We start from the raw sequence: 19,448 nt of genomic DNA on the forward strand, positions 1-19,448 counted from the left end.
ACTCATCGTTGGAAGCTTTTTCGCTTCTTAATGTGCACGTTTATGGTAGCCATGACCAAAAGGAACCAGGGACTCGGTACCCGCCTTAATACGGGCAATATTAGCACGGTGACGGTAGAAGACAAACACCGTGAGCACCACAGCGATCCCCGTTAAGTACCAGTCCTGAAAGGCCAGGGAGATCACGGTGATCAACGAGAAGGCAATCATGCTGGCCAGACTCACCATGCTAGTCCAATAGATTAGGCTGACCCACAGACCAGCTGCAATGACGAACATGATCGGGTTGTAGGCCAGTAACATCCCCGCCGACGTGGCGACAGCCTTGCCACCCTTAAAGTGGTCAAAGACCGAGAAGGTATGGCCTAGGATAGCCATCAGCCCGAATAAGAGGGGTGTCGCCGTCCCAAGAATCGTGGTCACATGGCCCCAAGTTGGGAGTAACGTGGCAACGGTTCCCTTAGCGATGTCTAATACCATCACAATGGTCCCGGCATACGGGCCCAAGACCCGGTAGGTATTGGTGGTCCCAATGTTTCCCGAACCAGACTGTCGAATATCGGTGTGGAAAAATGTCTTACCCACCCAAACCCCATTGGGAATGGCCCCCAGGAGATAGGCTAAGATTAATAAACCAATTAATTTCACAGGTAATTCCTCCGCTCTTCCTCGCAACACGATTCCAATCTAAGCGGTATCGTGTTTATAAGCTGTTCACTATTTTAGCATGTTTTACCTATTACGCCAATTATCTCGGGAAACTTAACCACGCTTTGTTTTCTCGGCTAGCCAGGCTTTGTTTGCCTGTGGTATGATAATGTGGTTACTGAAACCCCGGCCGCGAGAACTCTCTCGTTCTATTGAACATATGTTCGCTTTGCGGTAAACTAGGGGCATACCTACGAAAGAAACTAGTAAAAGTAAAGGGGATTTACGCATGGCGAAAGCAAAAGCAAAATATGACGATTCCTCCATCCAGGTGTTGGAGGGATTGGAAGCTGTTCGTAAACGTCCTGGGATGTATATCGGGTCAACTGATGGCCGCGGTTTGCATCACTTGGTCTACGAAATTGTTGATAACGCCGTTGACGAGGCCTTGGCCGGTTACGGTAAGGAAATCAACGTTACTATCCACCAGGATAATAGCATCACTGTTGTTGATCACGGACGGGGCATGCCAGTCGGCATGCACGCTTCGGGGATTCCAACGCCAGAAGTTATTCTGACGGTCCTCCATGCCGGTGGTAAGTTTGGTCAAGGAGGCTACAAGACCTCCGGTGGGTTACACGGGGTCGGGGCATCCGTAGTGAACGCCTTATCCAGTGCGCTCACTGTCACTATCGTTCGTGATGGTGTCCGTTACGAAGAAAAATTTGCTAACGGTGGTCACCCACAAGGAACCTTGGTGAAGAAGGGAAATACGCGGGCTCACAATGGGACCACACTAACCTTCAAACCAGACACTAAAATTTTTACAACGACTGTTTATAATTTTAATACGCTCTCAGAACGACTGCGGGAATCCGCCTTCCTACTCAAGGGCGTCAAAATCACCCTGACTGACGAACGTGCTGGCCAGGAGCGCGCCGAGGAATACCATTACGAAGAGGGAATCAAAGAATTCGTCGGTTACTTAAACGAAGACAAGGATACTCTCGGGGATATTATGTATTTCGATGGCAAGAAAGACGGGATTGAAGTCGAAGTCGCTGCCCAGTACAACGACGGGTATACCGAAAACCTGCTGTCCTTCGTCAATAACGTCCGAACCAAGGATGGTGGGAGTCACGAAGTGGGTATGCGTAGCGGCTGGACCAAGGCCTTTAACGAATATGCCCGTAAGGTAGGCCTGCTCAAGGATCGCGATAAGAATCTTGAAGGTACCGACGTCCGTGAAGGATTGTCCGCCGTTATCTCCCTTCGAATCCCAGAAAACCTCCTGCAATTTGAAGGTCAAACTAAGGAAAAACTGGGGACACCAGAGGCGCGGACCGTTGTCGATAACGTGATCAGTGAGCAACTCGGTTATTATCTGATGGAAAATGGGGACTTCGGTCAGATGTTGATTCGTAAGTCTACCCAAGCCCGTCAAGCCAGAGAAGCCGCCAGAAAGGCGCGTGACGAGAGCCGTAGTGGTAAACGCCACAAGAAGCACGAACGCCTCTTATCTGGTAAACTGACACCCGCACAATCCAAGAACGCTTCCAAAAATGAATTATTCTTGGTCGAAGGGGATTCTGCTGGTGGGTCGGCTAAGCAAGGGCGTAATCGAAAGTTTCAGGCCATCCTGCCACTTCGAGGCAAGGTCTTGAATACTGAAAAGGCCAAGCTACCTGATATCATGAAAAATGAAGAAATCAGCACCATGATTTATACCATTGGTGCCGGTGTCGGCGCTGAATTTAACATTGCAGATGCCAACTACGATAAGATTATTATCATGACCGATGCCGATGATGATGGGGCGCATATCCAGATTCTTTTGCTAACCTTCTTCTATAAATATATGCGACCAATGATCGATGCTGGGCGGGTCTACATCGCTTTGCCACCGTTATATCGCATCAAGACGACAGGCAAAAAACCAAAGATCGAATACGCCTGGACCAACGACGAGTTGGCAGCCAAGACCAAAAAGATTGCTAATCATGGCTACAACCTCCAACGTTTCAAAGGGCTAGGGGAAATGGACGCCGGACAACTTTGGGAAACGACCATGGATCCCGAAAATCGGACGCTGATTCGCGTTCAGATCGACGATGCGGCATTGGCCGAACGCCGTGTGACCACTTTAATGGGTGACAAGGTTGAACCCCGCCGGAAGTGGATCGAAAATAACGTTCAATTCACGTTAGAGGAAGACAACACGAGTCTGTTGGAATCCTCCGATCCCGAAAAGTAAACCAATTACCGGTGAAAGGAGACATCATTTCGTGAGTGAAGGACAGAATATTCAAGAGATAACATTAGAAGAAGTGATGGGTGACCGCTTCGGCCGTTACTCAAAATCCATTATTCAGGAACGGGCTTTGCCGGATATTCGTGATGGCTTAAAACCCGTTCAACGGCGAATTCTTTTCGCAATGAACAAGGATGGCAACACGTACGATAAGGGCTTCCGCAAATCCGCCAAATCCGTTGGGAATGTCATGGGTAATTTTCACCCCCATGGTGACAGCTCGATCTATGAAGCGTTGACTCGGATGAGTCAGGACTGGAAGGTCCGCGAACCCTTAATTGAAATGCACGGAAACAATGGGTCTATGGACGGGGACCCCGCCGCAGCCATGCGGTATACCGAGGCCCGCCTGAGTAAGTTGGCGGGAGAAATGCTCCGAGACATTGACAAGGACACCGTTGAAATGGTGCTCAACTTCGATGATACGGAATACGAACCCACCGTTTTACCAGCTCGAATTCCTAACCTGCTGGTTAACGGTGCAACCGGGATCTCCGCCGGTTATGCCACGGAAATTCCACCGCACAACTTAGGGGAGGTCGTCGACGCCTTAATTTATCTGCTCAGCCACCCCAATGCTACGCTTCCCGAACTAATGAATTTCGTTCAGGGGCCTGATTTCCCAACAGGGGGGATCATCCAAGGAAAAGATGGCATTGTCAAAGCCTATGAAACGGGCCGAGGCCGTATTGTCGTGCGCTCCAAGACGGCCATTGAGCCGTTGCGTGGAAACAAAAGTCAGATTACAGTCACCGAGATTCCTTATGAGGTTAACAAAGCGCAGTTAGTTAAAAAAATCGACGAGATCCGTTTGAATAAGAAGGTTGAGGGACTCGCCGAAGTTCGTGACGAAACCGACCGCGATGGGTTACGAATCGCGATCGAATTGAAGCGCGACGCCGATGCTCAAGGGGTCCTGAACTATCTGTTCAAAAATACCGAACTGCAAATCACCTATAACTTCAACATGGTTGCCATTAACCATATGCGACCAGAACATGTTGGTTTGAAGACCATTCTAAGCGCCTACTTGGAACATCAACGCGATGTCATTACACGACGAACCAAATATGAACTGCAAAAAGCTTTGGATCGACAACACATCGTGGTCGGCTTAATCAAAGCCTTATCGATTCTGGATCAAGTCATTGCAACCATTAGGGCCAGCAAGGATCGTCGTGATGCCCGGAACAACTTGATGGTCAGTTACGACTTTTCTGAGAAACAAGCCGATGCCATCGTGGCTCTACAACTCTACCGATTGACTAATACCGATGTCACCCAGCTTGAAGCCGAGTCTGAACGGTTGTCAGCGGCTATCGAGCGTGACCACCAAATCTTAGCTGAGAAGAAGACGTTAAACGCTGTCCTCCGCAAGGAACTAAAAGAAGTCGCCAAGACTTACCGTAACCCACGGCGTACTGAGATTCAGGATAAAATTGAGGATCTCAAGATTAAGACAACCGTTACCGTGGCCGATGAAGACGTAATCGTCTTGGTCAGCCATGACGGTTATCTCAAGCGTTCCGGAGTACGATCCTACACGGCTTCTGATCCCGAGGATAATGGGTTGAAAGATGAAGATTATCCAATCTTCCTGGAGAAGTTGAGTACCCTGAACCACCTGATGATGTTCACCAGCAAAGGAAATCTCATCTACCGGCCTGTTCATGAGATCGCCGACGTTAAGTGGAAAGAAACTGGGGAACATATCTCACAAACAATCGGCTTAGCCGCAGATGAAGAGATTGTCGCCACATTTGCCTTTAAGACACTTAAAGAACCTGGTCGCTTCCTCATCGCTACCAGCGATGGGTATATTAAGCAAACAGCCTTCAGTGACCTTACACCAGGGCGAACTTACAAACGACGTGCCATGGTCTTTGAAAAGCTCAAACATGCCGATGCTAGTGTTGTTCAGGTTAAATATCTGACAAATGATGATAACCAGACCGGAATCTTGCTCTTATCACAGAATGGGTATGCTCTAAGATACCCGATTGACGAGGTTTCAATCAATGGTGCTCGAACTACCGGGGTCCGTTCCATGGATCTCCGTGATGAGGATCAAGTCGTCAATTTAGCCTTAGTTACCGATAAAGATACCATCGCCATGGTGACACAACGCGGAGCCTTCAAGCGTCTCGCAATGAAAGAGTTGTCCGTCACTAGTCGCGCTCGACGTGGGGTCTTAGTGCTACACGAACTCAAGCGTGATCCACACCGAGTGGTTGACTTTATGACAATTCCAGCCGGTAATCCACCGCTGGAAATTCTCACTAGTCGTGAACGCACTCATGACGTGATACCAACCGATCATCCACTCAGTGGCCGCTACTCTAACGGTTCGTTTGTGGTCGATACTGATGTGGAAGGGACACCTGTCTCCTTACGTCTCAAACCGACAGAATTAGTTCTGGACTAGGCTTAGACAGCGTTTCTGAGCGAAAATCGTTGCGCTTTCAAGTCAAACAGCCTATTATATACTTTAATAGTAACCATTAGGCTGAAGTAGTGTTCGCCAGACGTACGCCACGCAGTCAGAAGGAGTAAACGCGGATGAAGACGAAACAAGAGAGCATCTTTTCTTCTAAAACCCTGACGTATTTTCTACAGCTTGCCGAAACTATGAATTACACGCAAGCTGCTCAAATTCTGGGCATTACCCAGCCGGCGTTAACCCAACAGATTAAAAAGTTGGAACGCACAGTGGGGGCCCCGTTGTTCTATTCGGTTGGTAAAAAACTTCGCCTATCGGATGCTGGGTACACCATGCTTGATGCCACGCATAAGATTTATGCGATTTTGAATCAAGCCACTGATGAGATCCAGCAGTCCACCAGTGCAACGCAAGGAGAGATCAACATTGGCCTCCTGGCTTCTATGGAAGATGCTGTTTTTGAGGATTTCGCTATTCTGTCTTACCAGAAGAATCCGGATGTCAAGATTTCATTCCACATGCTGACCCGTAAAGAAATCTGGGAACGCTTGGAGAATAACAAGATTGACTTGGCGATCATGTATCTACCGGATGATTCCATCAAGAATTGGAAACCCTATGAGTCTAAGAAGATTATCTCGGATGACTTGCTGTTTATTCATCACGATGAACGACTTGCAAAGAAACGACGTATCAAATTTAAAGACACCACTGATCAGGTTTGGGCCATGTACCCTGATGGCTACTACCTGAATCAAACCATTCACGAGGCCTACAAGAACCAGCTGGCCGACTTTCCGAAAGGCGTCGCTAACTTTACAACGCCGACACAGCTCCTGCATTTTTCCATGCAGACTCAGGCATCCACGGCATTACCAAACTCGTTTATGGTCGGTCAAGAGGCCCTGCCCCAAACTTGGACAGCCCACTTTGACCCCAACATTCGGTTTGATTTGGCCTTCGTTTTCCGTAAGGGAAAGGCGGAGATCCCTCGAATCAGCCACTTCCTGGCGCAGTTCGATCAGTATTTAGAAGCTGAGGACTATATTTCACGCCTTAAACATTTGCGTAACAAGTAAACCTAAAAATCTATTTGTTAAAGGAGTTTTTTCAATGAGTAAAGCCTTAATTTTTGGTCACCAGAATCCTGATACAGACGCAATTGTTGCTGCTAAAGCATTTGCCTACTACCAAACGCAACGTGGTTATGACGTTGAAGCGGTTGCCTTAGGCGAACCTAACATGGAAACCAATTACGTCTTGAACCACTTCGACGAGCCAGCACCACGAGTCGTTAAGACGGTGTCAAATGAAGTTGACCAAGTCATGTTGGTCGACCACAACGAAGCCCAACAAAGTGTGTCAGACATTGACAAGGTTCAAGTCACTTTCGTCGTCGACCATCACCGGATCGCCAACTTCCACACTGACGCTCCTCTGTACTATCGTGCAGAACCAGTTGGTTGTGTCAGCACGATCTTAACGGAAATGTTCGATGAAGCTAAGATTGAAATCCCAGCTAAGTTGGCTGGCTTGATGCTCTCTGCAATCATCTCTGACACCTTGTTATTGCAATCGCCAACCACGACTGACAAGGATCGCGAAGCCGTTCGTGCCTTGGCTGAAATTGCCGACATTGACGTTCAAAGCTACGGAATTGCCATGCTTAAGGCCGGTACTAATCTAGCTGCTAAGAGCGACAAGGAATTGATCGATGGGGACGCTAAGTCCTTTGACATGAACGGTCACAGCGTGCGTATTGGTCAAATCAACACCGTTGATTTGGACGATGTCATTTCCCGTCAGGCCGGATTGGAAAAAGCGATGCAAGACGAAATTGCTAGCGAAGGTTACGATTTATTCATCACCTTGGCAACTAATGTCTTGAACAGCGACTCTGAACTCATCGTTGCTGGTGAACCTAAGACTGTCGTTGAAACTGCCTTTAACACAAAGTTGGCTAACAACCGTGCTAGTCTTCCTGGTGTTGTGTCACGGAAGAAGCAAGTTGTGCCACCATTAACCGAAGCCTTTAACGCTTAATATATCTCGTTAGTCTTGAGATAAAACGCTCATTGAAGAAACTATTCTTCGATGAGCGTTTTTTTTCGGTAGGAAAAGCAGACCTTGCTATAATACGGGCCGATGGTAGCCGTTAGGCACATTCCCTTAGAGGAGAGGGATTCTGCATGACAAGAAGTACATGGTACCGTAAAGCCTTAATAACAGTCGTAACAGTGGGTCTTTTTGTCAGCCAAATTGGGGGGCTTGCTGCTTCAGCCGCAACAACCACACCATTCGGGGCGCAGCGGTTCGCAAAAGACCAAGCGACCTATGTGATTTCCACCAAATCGGCTTATTTTAGGTCTATTTGGCGGTCTGCCATCGATGCCTGGAACGCAACCGGGGCATTCAAGTTTAAGCCTAGTTCTACCAGCAAAGCCCAAATTACTTTGGGGACCGCTTCTAAAAGTGAATCCCAAGCAATGGGAAACGACGTCGGTTTAACTGAATTCTGGGCCCGAGACAATTACTTTATCTCTGTCCATTCACGACTGAACGCTCGTTTAATTAAGGAATACGATTACTCACGGTCTGATGCCATTCACGTGGCCGAGCATGAATTAGGTCACGCCATGGGATTAGCCCACAATCCATCCAAGAAGAGCGTGATGTATTACCGTAACCGTGCCGTTGGCATTCAGAGAGTGGATATTAACGGTGTCAAAGGGCGTTACCAAACACCCGCTGGGCAGACGACCAACTAGGGACTTAAACAACTCTCAAAAACACCTTGCCGTTACCAATGGTGAGGTGTTTTTGTTAGTCATGATTGAATTTTAGAGGCTAATTAATTGCCTTTTATTAGAAAACCTTTAAACTGAGAGAGTAATAAGTTGTGTACAATCGATTGGAGGAATCCTAATGAATTCAAACGAATCAAAAGAAGACTTGCGACAACGATTGACCACAGAAGAGTTTGCAGTGACTCAGAATGCGGCCACAGAACCTGCCTTTACTGGAAAGTACGACCAATTTAATGAAGTTGGCATTTACGTCGACGTCGTTAGCGGTCAACCATTGTTCAGTTCGACTGACAAATACGACGCTGGATGCGGCTGGCCGTCTTTCACGAAGCCGATCGATGCTGCTAACGTTCAGGAGCACACCGACCACTCATTCGGCATGGTCCGGCAGGAGGTTACAAGTACAGATGCCCATTCCCATCTTGGACATGTTTTTAACGACGGCCCACAGGAACGTGGGGGACTTCGCTACTGTATTAATTCCGCTGCGCTGAAGTTTATTCCAGCTGATCAATTAGAGGCCAACGGATATCACGGTTTTGAAGACCTTTTTCCGACAAATAAGGAGTGACGACAATGAGTGAAACACAAACAGCAATTTTTGCCGGCGGTTGCTTTTGGTGCATGGTTCGACCATTCGATACCCAGCCTGGTATTAAGAGCGTGATTTCCGGATATACGGGCGGTCACACGGTTAATCCAACATATGCGGACGTTGCCAGTCATACGACGGGGCATACTGAAGCCGTTGAGATTACCTTTGATCCCACCATCATTAGTTATGCCGACTTAGTCGAGATCTATTGGCGGCAAACAGATCCAACTGATGCCAGTGGTCAATTCCAAGATCGTGGTGACAGCTACCGACCCGTCATCTTCGTTAATAGTCACGAACAACGCCAAGTAGCCGAGGCTTCTAAAGCCAAGCTAGCCGCGAGTGGCCAGTTTGATGCACCGATCGTAACAACTATTGAGGATGTTCAGCCATTCTATCCGGCAGAGGAAGAACACCAGGACTTCTACCACAAGAACCCATTTCGCTACCAAATTGAAGAAATGGGTGGCCGTGAGGACTTCATTAAGCAACACTGGACCCAAGAATAAACGGAATGAGTGGCCTTACTGGACTAGTAAGGCCACTTTTTGCATGTTACAATTGATTTAAAATTATTGGAGGTCTCTTAATGGGATACGTGTTAGATCTCAGACAAGTAATCGGGTCACGACCTTTAATTGTGGTCGGTGCAGCAGCAGTCGTCATTAACAAGAAACAACAATTATTGCTAGTTAAACGAACTGATAATCGGCTTTGGGGATTACCGGCCGGGTCTAAGGAACTTAATGAATCATTGGTAACCACCGCGCAGCGTGAATTACACGAAGAAACTGGAATAGACGGTCAACAGCCAAAATTACTGACGATTGTTAGTGGTACTGGTATGCAATACACATATCCGAATCAGGACCAGATTGATTCGGTGACAGCCGTCTATGAATTGACAGCAACAAGTCAGCAAGACATCACAAGCTCAGAGATTGAAACGATTGATTATTTTGCGTTGACGGCATTACCAGATAACTTAACACCGATTACGAAACGAATTTTAATTGAACTAGAAAAACTTTAATTAAAAAGGATTGCGATTTATGGTGAATATAGCTGTTTAAAGAAGTTTGAGTCTACTTTTGATAATATATATTATGTAAAGTAGAATGCTTTTCTGTATTTAATCTGAAACTGGCTATTCCCTATTGCCGTAATCCAGCTGCAAACGCTGTTCATGCTTCGTTGCTAGTCTGCCGACTTTAGCTTGGCGTTTCATCACTAATGAACTTAAAAAAATAAGCCGGATGCAACACACAAGTAACGCTTAACTTGCGTTGCAAACTGTGCTGACTAAAACAACATCGCCTCGACAACGTCAGTTACTATTTTTTCATTGTATGTGCTCACAGCTTTTAAACTCATCCAAATCACGGAACCATTAAAATCACAGGCGGATTCTGCGTTAATTTCATGGTCAGGTCTCCGTCTAATATCTGAACGTGTGCTCAGAATCAACGTTCGAATTGACTACTTTTTGGGATCAAACAAATAAACGGTATTTGGCGGACTTGCTACCGCCGCCAGGTGCATAACGTTTAAAAAAAGACCTTAAGACCCGGCCACGTGATTTGCAATATTCCTGAGAATATGATGGCTAGCCAGTCATAGACTAGCGTCGCTAAAAATATACGTCTTAACTGACCACGAGTTGTTCCGTGACCATAGTATTCTCAACGAGCCACATTTCAGCAATCGGCATTGTCCGAAAACATTGACATATCAGCATTTACAGAGAATTGGAAACCTATTTTAGGACCATGATTCATGACTGAAGTGGTTTCCATCGTAGCATGATCGTATTTTTACTACAGTCACCAGAGGTAGTCATCACCAGTTTTGGCCATGAATCGGTTAGATCAGATCAACAATTTTCATTAAAACAAATATTTTAAAGATAGTAGTACCCAAAATCACAGACGGGGGACTTGCTAATTTTTCCATTCACCGGTATCATATAGCATATGAGAACATACGTTTGGAGGCCGCTTCTATTATGGAAAAACAGCACTATTTAAAGTTAATCAACGAAGAACTGGCCATCGCACCCTGGTACGTTCAAGAATACTATCAGGCCAAGGCCACCGTCCCCTTATCACCTGCCACACTATACCAATACCTCACGGAGTATCGGCGTTTCTTCAACTGGCTCATCAGTGAAGGTTTTACCACGGCTACCCGCCCCGCCGATATTAACATTCAAGTCTTGGCAAAGTTAAAAAAAGAAACTGTCGAACTGTACAAGTCAGCCCTACTGAACCAGACAAAGCTCACAGGCGCTCCTGGAAGCCGAACCCATCCGACTATCAATCGTTCCCTAAACGCCCTCTCGTCTCTCTTTAAGTACCTCACGGAGGATACTGAAGATGAACATGGTGAGGCCTACTTTGACCGTAACGTCATGCATAAAATTGCACTAGTCAGAACTAGCGAGACTTATGCGACCCGAGCGGCCAATCTAAAGACTAAATTGATGCTGGGAAATACAGATCACGATTACCTTGACTTCATTGACAACAATTATGAAGCTAAGCTTTCCCCCGCTCAGAAACGGTATTTTCACCGTGACAAGCGGCGTGACCTCGCTATTAACGCCTTGTTACTGGGCAGTGGTCTGAGGGTATCCGAAGCGGCTAACGCAGATCTACGCCATCTTAACCTAAAGACTGGAACGATTGGTGTGGTCCGTAAAGGTGGTCAACGAGATACGGTCCCGATTGCCCCATGGACGCTGCCCTACATTCAAGACTACATCGATCAACGAATCGAGATTTATCACGCTACCAGTAGTGACCGTGCCTTATTTCTCAGCAGTTATCGGGGCCAAGCCTCACGAATGCAAGCCAACTCGATGGAAAAAATGGTCGCTAAGTATTCTTCAGCATTTAAGGTCCGGGTCACGCCACATAAATTACGGCATACGTTGGCTTCTAAACTCTATCTGGCAACTAAGAATGAACAACTAGTGGCTACACAGTTGGGACAGAATTCAACTAGTGCAACGGGGCTGTACACGCACATCATCGATGAGGAACAACGTCAAGGATTGGAAAAGATGTAGCTGGTAAAACACAATAAATAAAAAAGATCGTTATACACTATGGGATGAATTGCGTTCAGCCATAAGGTATATAACGGTCTTTTATTTTATTTCAGAGATTAAGTGGCCTCGATAAAAAGAACATGACTGAACTGATTCGTGTTTATCATGCCACTTAATTTAATCAGTCAATTGGTAACTCACATCAATAAGTTTTTCCAAGACTTCCTTTGATGGTACCTGACTAATGTCCAAAGTGATCCAGTGTTTTTTCGAGAAATGCTGTCCTGGTAAGATGTAAGGCATCATATCAACGAGCTCTTCAATACTTTCCGAGTTACATTTCAAATCGAGGTACAAGACGCCTTTCTTCACATAGGCTAGGCCAAATATTTTCTTGCTGGCCGCATGTCGTAAGGCCTCAAAAACAATCCGATTGCGGCGATCCGGGGCGTTAAACGGTTCATCAACACTAACTTTCTTGCTCTCACAGCTAAATACAATAAGGGCTCCCTTTGTCATTTCCATAACGATGCCCCTAAGTTAGGACAATGGTGCTATTAAACATTAGGCGTTATCATACTTGCGCCACAGATAATAATACTGACAATTAGTTCCCCACAGAATCAGAAGTAACAGAGACAAGATGATATTGCTAAAGACCCGAATGGTCAATTGCCAATCCATTACGATGGTAATCGCCAGCATCACTCCCAAAATGCCGTACATATAGCTCATCATGCAGGTATTGTGAACCCTTAGTGCAACTGCTTTTCACGTTCATCGTCTACGAAATACAGACCACATACTTTTTTGACACCCAACCGTTTCTGCAGATACCAGACTGTGTACCACAATGCTACGGCAGTAACCACCCCGACTACAGGTCCCAGCCAGTTTGGTGAATGTCCCCACAGTAAAATGATGATAACTCCCAAGAAATAATTATTTACCCAAAAAGTGAAGCGAACAATTTTTTGTGCATGCGTCATTTGGCATTCCCCTCCGACTGATAATCAAACAGAACGTCTACCGATGTATTCAAAATCTGTGCCAGTTTAAAGGCTAAGGTTAACGACGGATCATACTTATCATTCTCAATGGCATTAATCGTTTGACGCGTTACGGCAGCTAATTCCGCCACCTCTGCCTGAGACAACTTTAGTTTCTTACGCCGAACGGCAATACTATTTTGCAACGTTTCCGCCTTCTCATGTATAACTTATTTGACACTTTAAGTAAAACATATTTGACATTAACTATAAATACTTTTTGACACTCATTGTGTTGCTCATCAGAAAAATAGCCAAAAATTATAAGCCTAAATGCGTCACTACTTTGAGAGTACTCCGTTATCGGATTATCAGTCTGACTCTTCATATATATCATTATTGGGTACCACACGCCATGTTTCTGACGCATCTATGGCGCTCCACTCTTGTCGCACAAACGGATAAACCACCAGGCCTTGAGTGGTCTAGGGGTTGATGAAACGGTGTGAATCACTAATTTTGTCTTAATCTGACTTATTAGACTTCAGCCGCCATGACCACACGACGCCTAGTAGCGACATTATACCCGTGCCAATCATCGTTGCATGGAACCCACTAACAAAGCCTTCGTTCCCAAAATGGTAAAAAATGAGCACAGCAATGGTGGTTCCTAACGCCCCACCTAGCAAACGGAAAACATTATAGATTCCAGAGGCTTGTCCAATTGCCAAATGAGGAACAGCCCCTAGAACCGTCTTCTGCAGCGCCGGGCCAGCCATTGACAACCCAACGCCTGCCAGCATTAGTGGTAAAACTAACCACACATAACTTTTATCAAGAAACAGTGCCACTAATAAGTAGCCGATGCCTTGGAACAGCAATCCTAACGTGGCTACCCACTTTTCCCCAAATCTATCGACCGCTCGTCCAGCAAAAGGGGCCACCACAACTAAGGTCCCTGTCCACGGTAAAAGTTCTAGCCCGGCCGTTAGTGCCGTGGAGCCAGGACTCTTTTGCAGATATTGCGGAAGGAAAAATACCACGCCGTACATCGCGCCATAGAGACAGGCGGTTGCAAGATTTCCACCCGTAAAATTTCTTTCCCGAAAAAAGATCGGTGGCATCATCGGCATGTCCTCCCGAAATTGACGGTAAACAAACCAAACGCCACACCCCAGACTCACCAAACCAATTACGAGTACCAAGGCCAGCTCACCGTCGCTCTGCCCAGTCGTGGTAGACAAGGCCCAAATCAATCCAGCCATGGCAAACATAATTAAGAGGTTGTCGACAAAATTAATTGAACTATCCTGACCATGACTTTCTGGTAAATAACGTTGGGACAAGACAATTGCCAGGACACCCACCGGAACGTTAATCCAAAAGATCCATTGCCACGTTAACTGGGCCACGATAAATCCACCCAAAGATGGTCCCACAATCAGAGCTAGTCCCCCAATTCCACTCCAAATTCCCAGTGCTCGGCCCCGTTGATTCTTTGGCAGAGCATTCGTGAGGATCGCCATCGACATTGGCGTCATAACCGAAGCCCCCAGACCTTCAATAATCCTAGCCAAAATTAACCAATTGATATTGGTTGCTAAAGCACAGAGTATGGACCCGACCGTAAAGATTAAAATGCCCCAGTTGTAAATTCGCCGTCGCCCCCATCGCTCCCCTAGCGAAACACCAACCAACAGCACAGCTGCAATTGTAATATTATAGGCGTTTAGTGCCCATTGCAGGGTACTTACCGAAATATGAAAGTCTGATCGAATTGCAATTGAGGCCGTCGTTACAATCATGGCATCCATCATTGCCATGAAAAAACCTAGCGACGTTAGTAAGAGGATCCACCTTGATTTAATCTCTTTCCCTACCATTTCTCCGTCTCCTTAAAGTCACAAAATAGTTCAAATGTTTTTGAACTATTTAAACATAGCATGTCAATTTTGACCTGGCAAGAGCCAAAATAAAAAAGAAACAATCTCGATGATCGTTTCTTCATTGGTCTAGGTAACTATAAGTTTTGCCAGAAATGTGTTAGATACTGGTCGAATGTCGATCGGTCTAGTGCAACATATTTTTCTCGTGCAATCTTATGCGCCGTGATCAATCCTGCCTCCTGGAGAATTTTAAAATGATAAGAGCCTGACGTCTTACTAATTCCCATAACTTGGCCCACCTCACCACAAGAGACCTCGTGGTCTAACTGATTCAGATATCCAATGATTTTTAATCGAATCGGATCAGCTAGTGCTTTAAAGACCTTTGTACTTTCTTCAATTGTATGCATCTGTTTTGTCATAGTTCCCATCCTACTAGAAATTGAATTTTTCGCAAGAGATACTAATTTAAAAACTAAGGTATCTATGATTTGAAAATCGGTCAAGGTACTAAACACATTGAATGAATTTTCCATTTCAAATACTGTTAATAGCATATCACACCACTGAGCGACTCTGGGATCATTCCCAATTGCTTACCATCTATAACCATTAGAAAATAGATACTTTCTCTAACTAAGCACATTACATCTCGTCGCGCCAGAAACTCTATAATCATGAAAAAATCATTCTAAAATTTGTTTTTTTTAACCTAACTATCGACATAACGCAGCCCTCTGAATTGGAGGGAATCCAATTTAGAGGGCTGCGTCAAATGTTGAAAAGCTTTTAATCCACATAAACTTATCTAGTTACTACAAAGTTTAAATTTAACTCTGTCTGTTGAGGTCAACTTTCTTAAGGTGTCCGTAATATCTTACGATTTCACATCTGCTAATAGTTGGATGAACTATCATTTAATTCGTCTTCTATTCTCCTGCTCTTGTTGCTAATCACGATCCCGTCGCTTCTTCCAACCACTAAGTGTGAATACGGCGAACAATGCTCCAATCCAAGCGAGTTGTGACTTCTGCTCGCCAGTCTGTGGCAATGTACTATTACCTAGACTGGAACTACTTCCACCACCATAGCCCCCAGAATGACCATAGCTGTTACCAGCTGTATCTGTCACCCCATCTGCTGAATCGTCTTCAAATTCACTATCGTCATTAGAACCTGTGGTACTACCACTATCAGAATCGTTGTTATCAGTGCCATCACTGCCGTCAGTACCAGATCCATCGCTACCAGTATCATTACTATCATCAGAATCGGAACCAGCCGATCCATCGGAACCGTCTCCGGCGCCACCATCACCTGGTTGACCGTCGTTTCCATTATCACCGCCAGTGCCAGGACCAGTCACATTACCACCGGATCCGTCACTATCAGAATCACCTTCAGCATCTAGGTCACCATCACCGGATCCTGAGCCGTCGGAGCCATTTCCGCCGTCACCAGATCCATCGCCTGGTTGACCACCATTTCCATTACCGTCAGACCCATCGCTATCGGAATCACCATCGCCAGAGCCTGAGCCGTCGGAACCATCTCCGCCGTCTCCATCACCAGATCCATCACCTGGTTGACCACCGTTTCCATTACCGTCAGACCCATCGCTATCAGAATCGGAATCTCCATCGCCGGATCCTGACCCATCGGAGCCATCTCCGCCGTCTCCTTCACCGGATCCATCGCCTGGTTGACCACCGTTCCCATTACCATCAGACCCATCGCTATCAGAATCGGAATCACCATCGCCTGAGCCTGAGCCGTCGGAGCCATTTCCGCCGTCTCCTTCACCGGATCCATCGCCTGGTTGACCACCGTTTCCATTACCGTCAGACCCATCGCTATCAGAATCGGAATCTCCATCGCCGGATCCTGACCCATCGGAGCCATCTCCGCCGTCTCCTTCACCGGATCCATCGCCTGGTTGACCACCGTTCCCATTACCATCAGACCCATCGCTATCAGAATCGGAATCACCATCGCCGGATCCCGAGCCGTCGGAACCATCGCCGCCGTCTCCTTCACCGGATCCGTCACCTGGTTGACCACCGTTTCCATTACCGTCAGACCCATCGCTATCAGAATCGGAATCTCCATCGCCGGATCCTGACCCGTCGGAGCCATCTTCGCCGTCACCAGATCCGTCACCTGGTTGACCACCGTTTCCATTACCGTCAGACCCATCGCCATCGGAATCAGAATCACCATCACCGGATCCCGAGCCGTCGGAACCATCGCCGCCGTCTCCTTCACCGGATCCGTCACCTGGTTGACCACCGTTCCCATTACCACCGCCAGTACCAGGACCAGTCACATTACCACCAGATCCGTCACTATCGGAATCAGAATCACCATCGCCAGATCCCGAGCCGTCGGAACCATCGGAACCGTCTTCAGAGTCTGATCCGTCACTACCGGCATCAGAATCACCGTCACTATCCGAGTCGCCATCACCTGAATCTGAGCCATCGGAACCGTCTTCAGAGTCTGATCCATCACTACCGGCATCGGAATCACCGTCACTATCCGAGTCGCCATCACCTGAATCCGAACCGTCGGAACCGTCTTCAGAGTCTGATCCATCACTACCGGCATCGGAATCACCGTTACTATCCGAGTCGCCATCACCTGAATCTGAGCCGTCGGAACCGTCTTCAGAGTCTGATCCGTCACTACCGGCATCGGAATCACCGTTACTATCCGAGTCGCCATCACCTGAATCTGAACCATCGGAACCGTCTTCAGAGTCTGATCCATCACTACCGGCATCGGAATCACCGTTACTATCCGAGTCGCCATCACCTGAATCTGAGCCGTCGGAACCGTCTTCAGAGTCTGATCCGTCACTACCGGCATCGGAATCACCGTTACTATCCGAGTCGCCATCACCTGAATCTGAACCATCGGAACCGTCTTCAGAGTCTGATCCATCACTACCGGCATCGGAATCACCGTTACTATCCGAGTCGCCATCACCTGAATCTGAGCCGTCGGAACCGCTGCCTGAATCTGAACCATCCGACCCATCGGAACCATTATCGGAGTCGGAACCATCCGATCCATCACTGTTGTTGTCGGAACCATCATCACTGTCTTCATCATCTATTTTTTGAAAAATATGGACAACGCTTTGTTCCTTATCAGTAAACTTTCCTGTTAAGTTCCCTTTAGTTTCCTTGTAAGCATAACCATCAAGATCTTTTGGCTGTGCGTCATAATCTTCACCAAGGCCACCTCTTAGTAATTCATCCTCACCAATCTTATTACCTTGCGTATCAACATAGGAAACCTTCACTGGTGCCGAATCATCCTTAAGTCGATAATGAACCACAAACGTCCATAAAATCCGATTTGGATTAATGCTATCCCGAATTTCACCAATCATCGCATACCGGTCCTTGACGGCGGTCGTGTTCGTAATCTTACCATCTGTAAAGTTATCACGTGGTCTCACAGCTGCTGGATACTTCATCTTATTAAAGACTAATCCTTGATCACCATCATTTTCGCCTTCACCACCGCTGAAGTGAATCTTGTAAAATGGTGTTTTTGATAGTAGGGTACCATTTTCTTTTTGTCGCGTTTCTTCAGTATACATAGGGATTGCAAATCGATCGACCGAATCCATAGCATAACGTCGTCGATCAATCGTAAACGTTTCATTAACAATACGTCCCTCTAGTCGATTATTTGTCAGAACAACCGATTTAGAAATAAACTGATTATCACCATTAAAACTGTCTAGGTCTAAATGACTTAATACCCCAAAGTCTTCAATTTGACATCCACTTAAATCTAAGTTCTGAATAGAAGTCATACCTGCTAAAGACCGCACGTCGGACAAGCGATTGTTAGGCAATTTTAATGTTTTCAAATTTGTTAGTTCTCGTAACGGCTTCACATTGACGACATTACCACGTGGCGAAACGATGGGATGTTCGCCGTACGATGTATTCTCATGATTGTCATAGTTTGTTGCCGCACCATCTAAAATTAAAGTATGTAGCTTGGTTGCTTTCTCCAAACCTTCCAAGCTCACCGGAGTTCGACTCTGAACCCCATTACCAACAACACTGTCCTTATCAACAATAATTTCTGTAATATCATTCATATATGACGGCTTGATATCTTCGACGGTTTTTATTCGCTTCCCCATTTGCTGAAGCGTTTTCAAAACAATCTTTTGTAAGTCTGGACTAGGCATCCAATCCCCAATAGATTGCCGTTTTCGACTCACATGACTTGTCTTAATCTTATCTGAAACATCGTCATTGGCCGTGGTGACATCCATTGATAACCCCGTCCCCGCCAGTGCTACTGCCGCCGTTAACCAAAGACTCGTTCGTACGTTTTGTGCCATTACTTTCTCCTCCAAAGTTATTTAACTTGATTTTGTCTGTTGTTCTATCTCCGATGACTAACATCCTATCAGGCTGACCGGCAGAAGAAAATAAAATCAGACGTGCACAATCAAATAGAGAATTATCGCCATCAAACAATGACTCTCCGCGTAACATTAAATGTCGCGCAATTGCTTGAAAACAGCGGGATTGGTATACCTTTTAAAAAAAGTCACTTTTTGACCAGAAATACTAGATTCGCTAAAGATGATGTCCATGGTGAATCATGAATACAATTTCAATTTCAACCATCAACTTTCAGCTCAAGATATAGTATTTATCAGGTCTTATCCCCGTTTCATGACCGC

Annotated in this window: 17 protein-coding genes; 9 read left to right on the forward strand and 8 right to left on the reverse strand. The window is 46.2% G+C overall.

Going from position 1 to position 19,448, the window contains the following annotated elements; all coding sequences use genetic code 11:
- Positions 1-27: 27 nt before the first annotated feature.
- Positions 28-648: a glycerol-3-phosphate 1-O-acyltransferase PlsY gene (plsY, locus tag EKM71_RS01520; protein WP_125572912.1), complete on the reverse strand. Its 621-nt coding sequence runs from the start codon at positions 646-648 to the stop codon at positions 28-30.
- 289 nt (positions 649-937) lie between these two features.
- On the opposite strand from plsY, the gene parE reads away from it, so the two are divergent.
- The 9 genes from parE to xerS all read left to right on the forward strand — a co-directional run bounded on the left by parE (position 938) and on the right by xerS (position 11,871).
- Positions 938-2,902, forward strand: a complete 1,965-nt coding sequence (gene parE / locus EKM71_RS01525; protein WP_125572913.1) for a DNA topoisomerase IV subunit B — start codon at positions 938-940, stop codon at positions 2,900-2,902.
- Positions 2,903-2,933: 31 nt separating this feature from the next.
- Entirely contained in the window at positions 2,934-5,384 is a 2,451-nt protein-coding gene (gene parC, locus EKM71_RS01530; RefSeq protein ID WP_125572914.1) for a DNA topoisomerase IV subunit A, read from the forward strand.
- A 134-nt stretch (positions 5,385-5,518) separates the two neighbouring features.
- Positions 5,519-6,478, forward strand: a complete 960-nt coding sequence (locus EKM71_RS01535) for a LysR family transcriptional regulator (protein WP_125572915.1) — start codon at positions 5,519-5,521, stop codon at positions 6,476-6,478.
- A gap of 34 nt (positions 6,479-6,512) precedes the next feature.
- The gene (locus EKM71_RS01540) at positions 6,513-7,442 is read left to right on the forward strand and encodes a manganese-dependent inorganic pyrophosphatase (protein WP_125572916.1); all 930 of its coding nucleotides are present in this window, start codon (positions 6,513-6,515) and stop codon (positions 7,440-7,442) included.
- Positions 7,443-7,588: 146 nt separating this feature from the next.
- Positions 7,589-8,167: a matrixin family metalloprotease gene (locus EKM71_RS01545; protein ID WP_125572917.1), complete on the forward strand. Its 579-nt coding sequence runs from the start codon at positions 7,589-7,591 to the stop codon at positions 8,165-8,167.
- A gap of 157 nt (positions 8,168-8,324) precedes the next feature.
- The gene (gene msrB, locus EKM71_RS01550) at positions 8,325-8,777 is read left to right on the forward strand and encodes a peptide-methionine (R)-S-oxide reductase MsrB (protein ID WP_125572918.1); all 453 of its coding nucleotides are present in this window, start codon (positions 8,325-8,327) and stop codon (positions 8,775-8,777) included.
- A 5-nt stretch (positions 8,778-8,782) separates the two neighbouring features.
- On the forward strand, positions 8,783-9,310 hold the full coding sequence (gene msrA / locus EKM71_RS01555; protein ID WP_125572919.1) for a peptide-methionine (S)-S-oxide reductase MsrA: 528 nt from the start codon (positions 8,783-8,785) through the stop codon (positions 9,308-9,310).
- Positions 9,311-9,390: 80 nt separating this feature from the next.
- A complete protein-coding gene (locus EKM71_RS01560) occupies positions 9,391-9,834 on the forward strand; it encodes an NUDIX hydrolase (RefSeq protein WP_125572920.1) in 444 nt (147 codons plus the stop codon).
- 972 nt (positions 9,835-10,806) lie between these two features.
- Entirely contained in the window at positions 10,807-11,871 is a 1,065-nt protein-coding gene (xerS, locus tag EKM71_RS01565; RefSeq protein WP_125572921.1) for a tyrosine recombinase XerS, read from the forward strand.
- A 159-nt stretch (positions 11,872-12,030) separates the two neighbouring features.
- Here xerS and EKM71_RS01570 read toward each other — a convergent pair whose 3' ends face one another.
- The 7 genes from EKM71_RS01570 to EKM71_RS01595 form a co-directional block, all read right to left on the reverse strand.
- Positions 12,031-12,378, reverse strand: a complete 348-nt coding sequence (locus EKM71_RS01570; protein ID WP_125572922.1) for an MmcQ/YjbR family DNA-binding protein — start codon at positions 12,376-12,378, stop codon at positions 12,031-12,033.
- A 39-nt stretch (positions 12,379-12,417) separates the two neighbouring features.
- The gene (locus tag EKM71_RS11020; RefSeq protein ID WP_164504693.1) at positions 12,418-12,591 is read right to left on the reverse strand and encodes a hypothetical protein; all 174 of its coding nucleotides are present in this window, start codon (positions 12,589-12,591) and stop codon (positions 12,418-12,420) included.
- A gap of 17 nt (positions 12,592-12,608) precedes the next feature.
- The gene (locus EKM71_RS01575; RefSeq protein WP_125572923.1) at positions 12,609-12,842 is read right to left on the reverse strand and encodes a hypothetical protein; all 234 of its coding nucleotides are present in this window, start codon (positions 12,840-12,842) and stop codon (positions 12,609-12,611) included.
- Positions 12,839-13,048 (reverse strand): helix-turn-helix transcriptional regulator, encoded by a 210-nt coding sequence (locus EKM71_RS01580; protein ID WP_125572924.1) that lies wholly within the window; start codon positions 13,046-13,048, stop codon positions 12,839-12,841. Before EKM71_RS01580 ends, EKM71_RS01575 begins: the two co-directional genes overlap by 4 nt.
- A 318-nt stretch (positions 13,049-13,366) precedes the next feature.
- Positions 13,367-14,725 (reverse strand): MFS transporter, encoded by a 1,359-nt coding sequence (locus EKM71_RS01585; RefSeq protein ID WP_125572925.1) that lies wholly within the window; start codon positions 14,723-14,725, stop codon positions 13,367-13,369.
- Between the two features lie 137 nt (positions 14,726-14,862).
- Positions 14,863-15,150, reverse strand: a complete 288-nt coding sequence (locus tag EKM71_RS01590) for an ArsR/SmtB family transcription factor (RefSeq protein ID WP_125572926.1) — start codon at positions 15,148-15,150, stop codon at positions 14,863-14,865.
- Positions 15,151-15,677: 527 nt separating this feature from the next.
- The gene (locus EKM71_RS01595) at positions 15,678-19,100 is read right to left on the reverse strand and encodes a MucBP domain-containing protein (RefSeq protein ID WP_125572927.1); all 3,423 of its coding nucleotides are present in this window, start codon (positions 19,098-19,100) and stop codon (positions 15,678-15,680) included.
- Positions 19,101-19,448 lie beyond the last annotated feature (348 nt).

This window comes from Levilactobacillus huananensis, assembly GCF_003946145.1.
GTDB classification, from domain to species: domain Bacteria; phylum Bacillota; class Bacilli; order Lactobacillales; family Lactobacillaceae; genus Levilactobacillus; species Levilactobacillus huananensis.

Bases quoted from the DNA above. Each gene is read 5' to 3' on its own strand.
- parE (WP_125572913.1), top strand. From the start codon at position 938: ATGGCGAAAGCAAAAGCAAAATATGACGATTCCTCCATCCAGGTGTTG.
- EKM71_RS01535 (WP_125572915.1), top strand. From the start codon at position 5,519: ATGAAGACGAAACAAGAGAGCATCTTTTCTTCTAAAACCCTGACGTAT.
- EKM71_RS01540 (WP_125572916.1), top strand. From the start codon at position 6,513: ATGAGTAAAGCCTTAATTTTTGGTCACCAGAATCCTGATACAGACGCA.
- EKM71_RS01545 (WP_125572917.1), top strand. From the start codon at position 7,589: ATGACAAGAAGTACATGGTACCGTAAAGCCTTAATAACAGTCGTAACA.
- msrB (WP_125572918.1), top strand. From the start codon at position 8,325: ATGAATTCAAACGAATCAAAAGAAGACTTGCGACAACGATTGACCACA.
- msrA (WP_125572919.1), top strand. From the start codon at position 8,783: ATGAGTGAAACACAAACAGCAATTTTTGCCGGCGGTTGCTTTTGGTGC.
- EKM71_RS01560 (WP_125572920.1), top strand. From the start codon at position 9,391: ATGGGATACGTGTTAGATCTCAGACAAGTAATCGGGTCACGACCTTTA.
- xerS (WP_125572921.1), top strand. From the start codon at position 10,807: ATGGAAAAACAGCACTATTTAAAGTTAATCAACGAAGAACTGGCCATC.
- EKM71_RS01570 (WP_125572922.1), bottom strand. From the start codon at position 12,378: ATGGAAATGACAAAGGGAGCCCTTATTGTATTTAGCTGTGAGAGCAAG.
- EKM71_RS11020 (WP_164504693.1), bottom strand. From the start codon at position 12,591: ATGATGAGCTATATGTACGGCATTTTGGGAGTGATGCTGGCGATTACC.
- EKM71_RS01575 (WP_125572923.1), bottom strand. From the start codon at position 12,842: ATGACGCATGCACAAAAAATTGTTCGCTTCACTTTTTGGGTAAATAAT.
- EKM71_RS01585 (WP_125572925.1), bottom strand. From the start codon at position 14,725: ATGGTAGGGAAAGAGATTAAATCAAGGTGGATCCTCTTACTAACGTCG.
- EKM71_RS01590 (WP_125572926.1), bottom strand. From the start codon at position 15,150: ATGACAAAACAGATGCATACAATTGAAGAAAGTACAAAGGTCTTTAAA.
- EKM71_RS01595 (WP_125572927.1), bottom strand. From the start codon at position 19,100: ATGGCACAAAACGTACGAACGAGTCTTTGGTTAACGGCGGCAGTAGCA.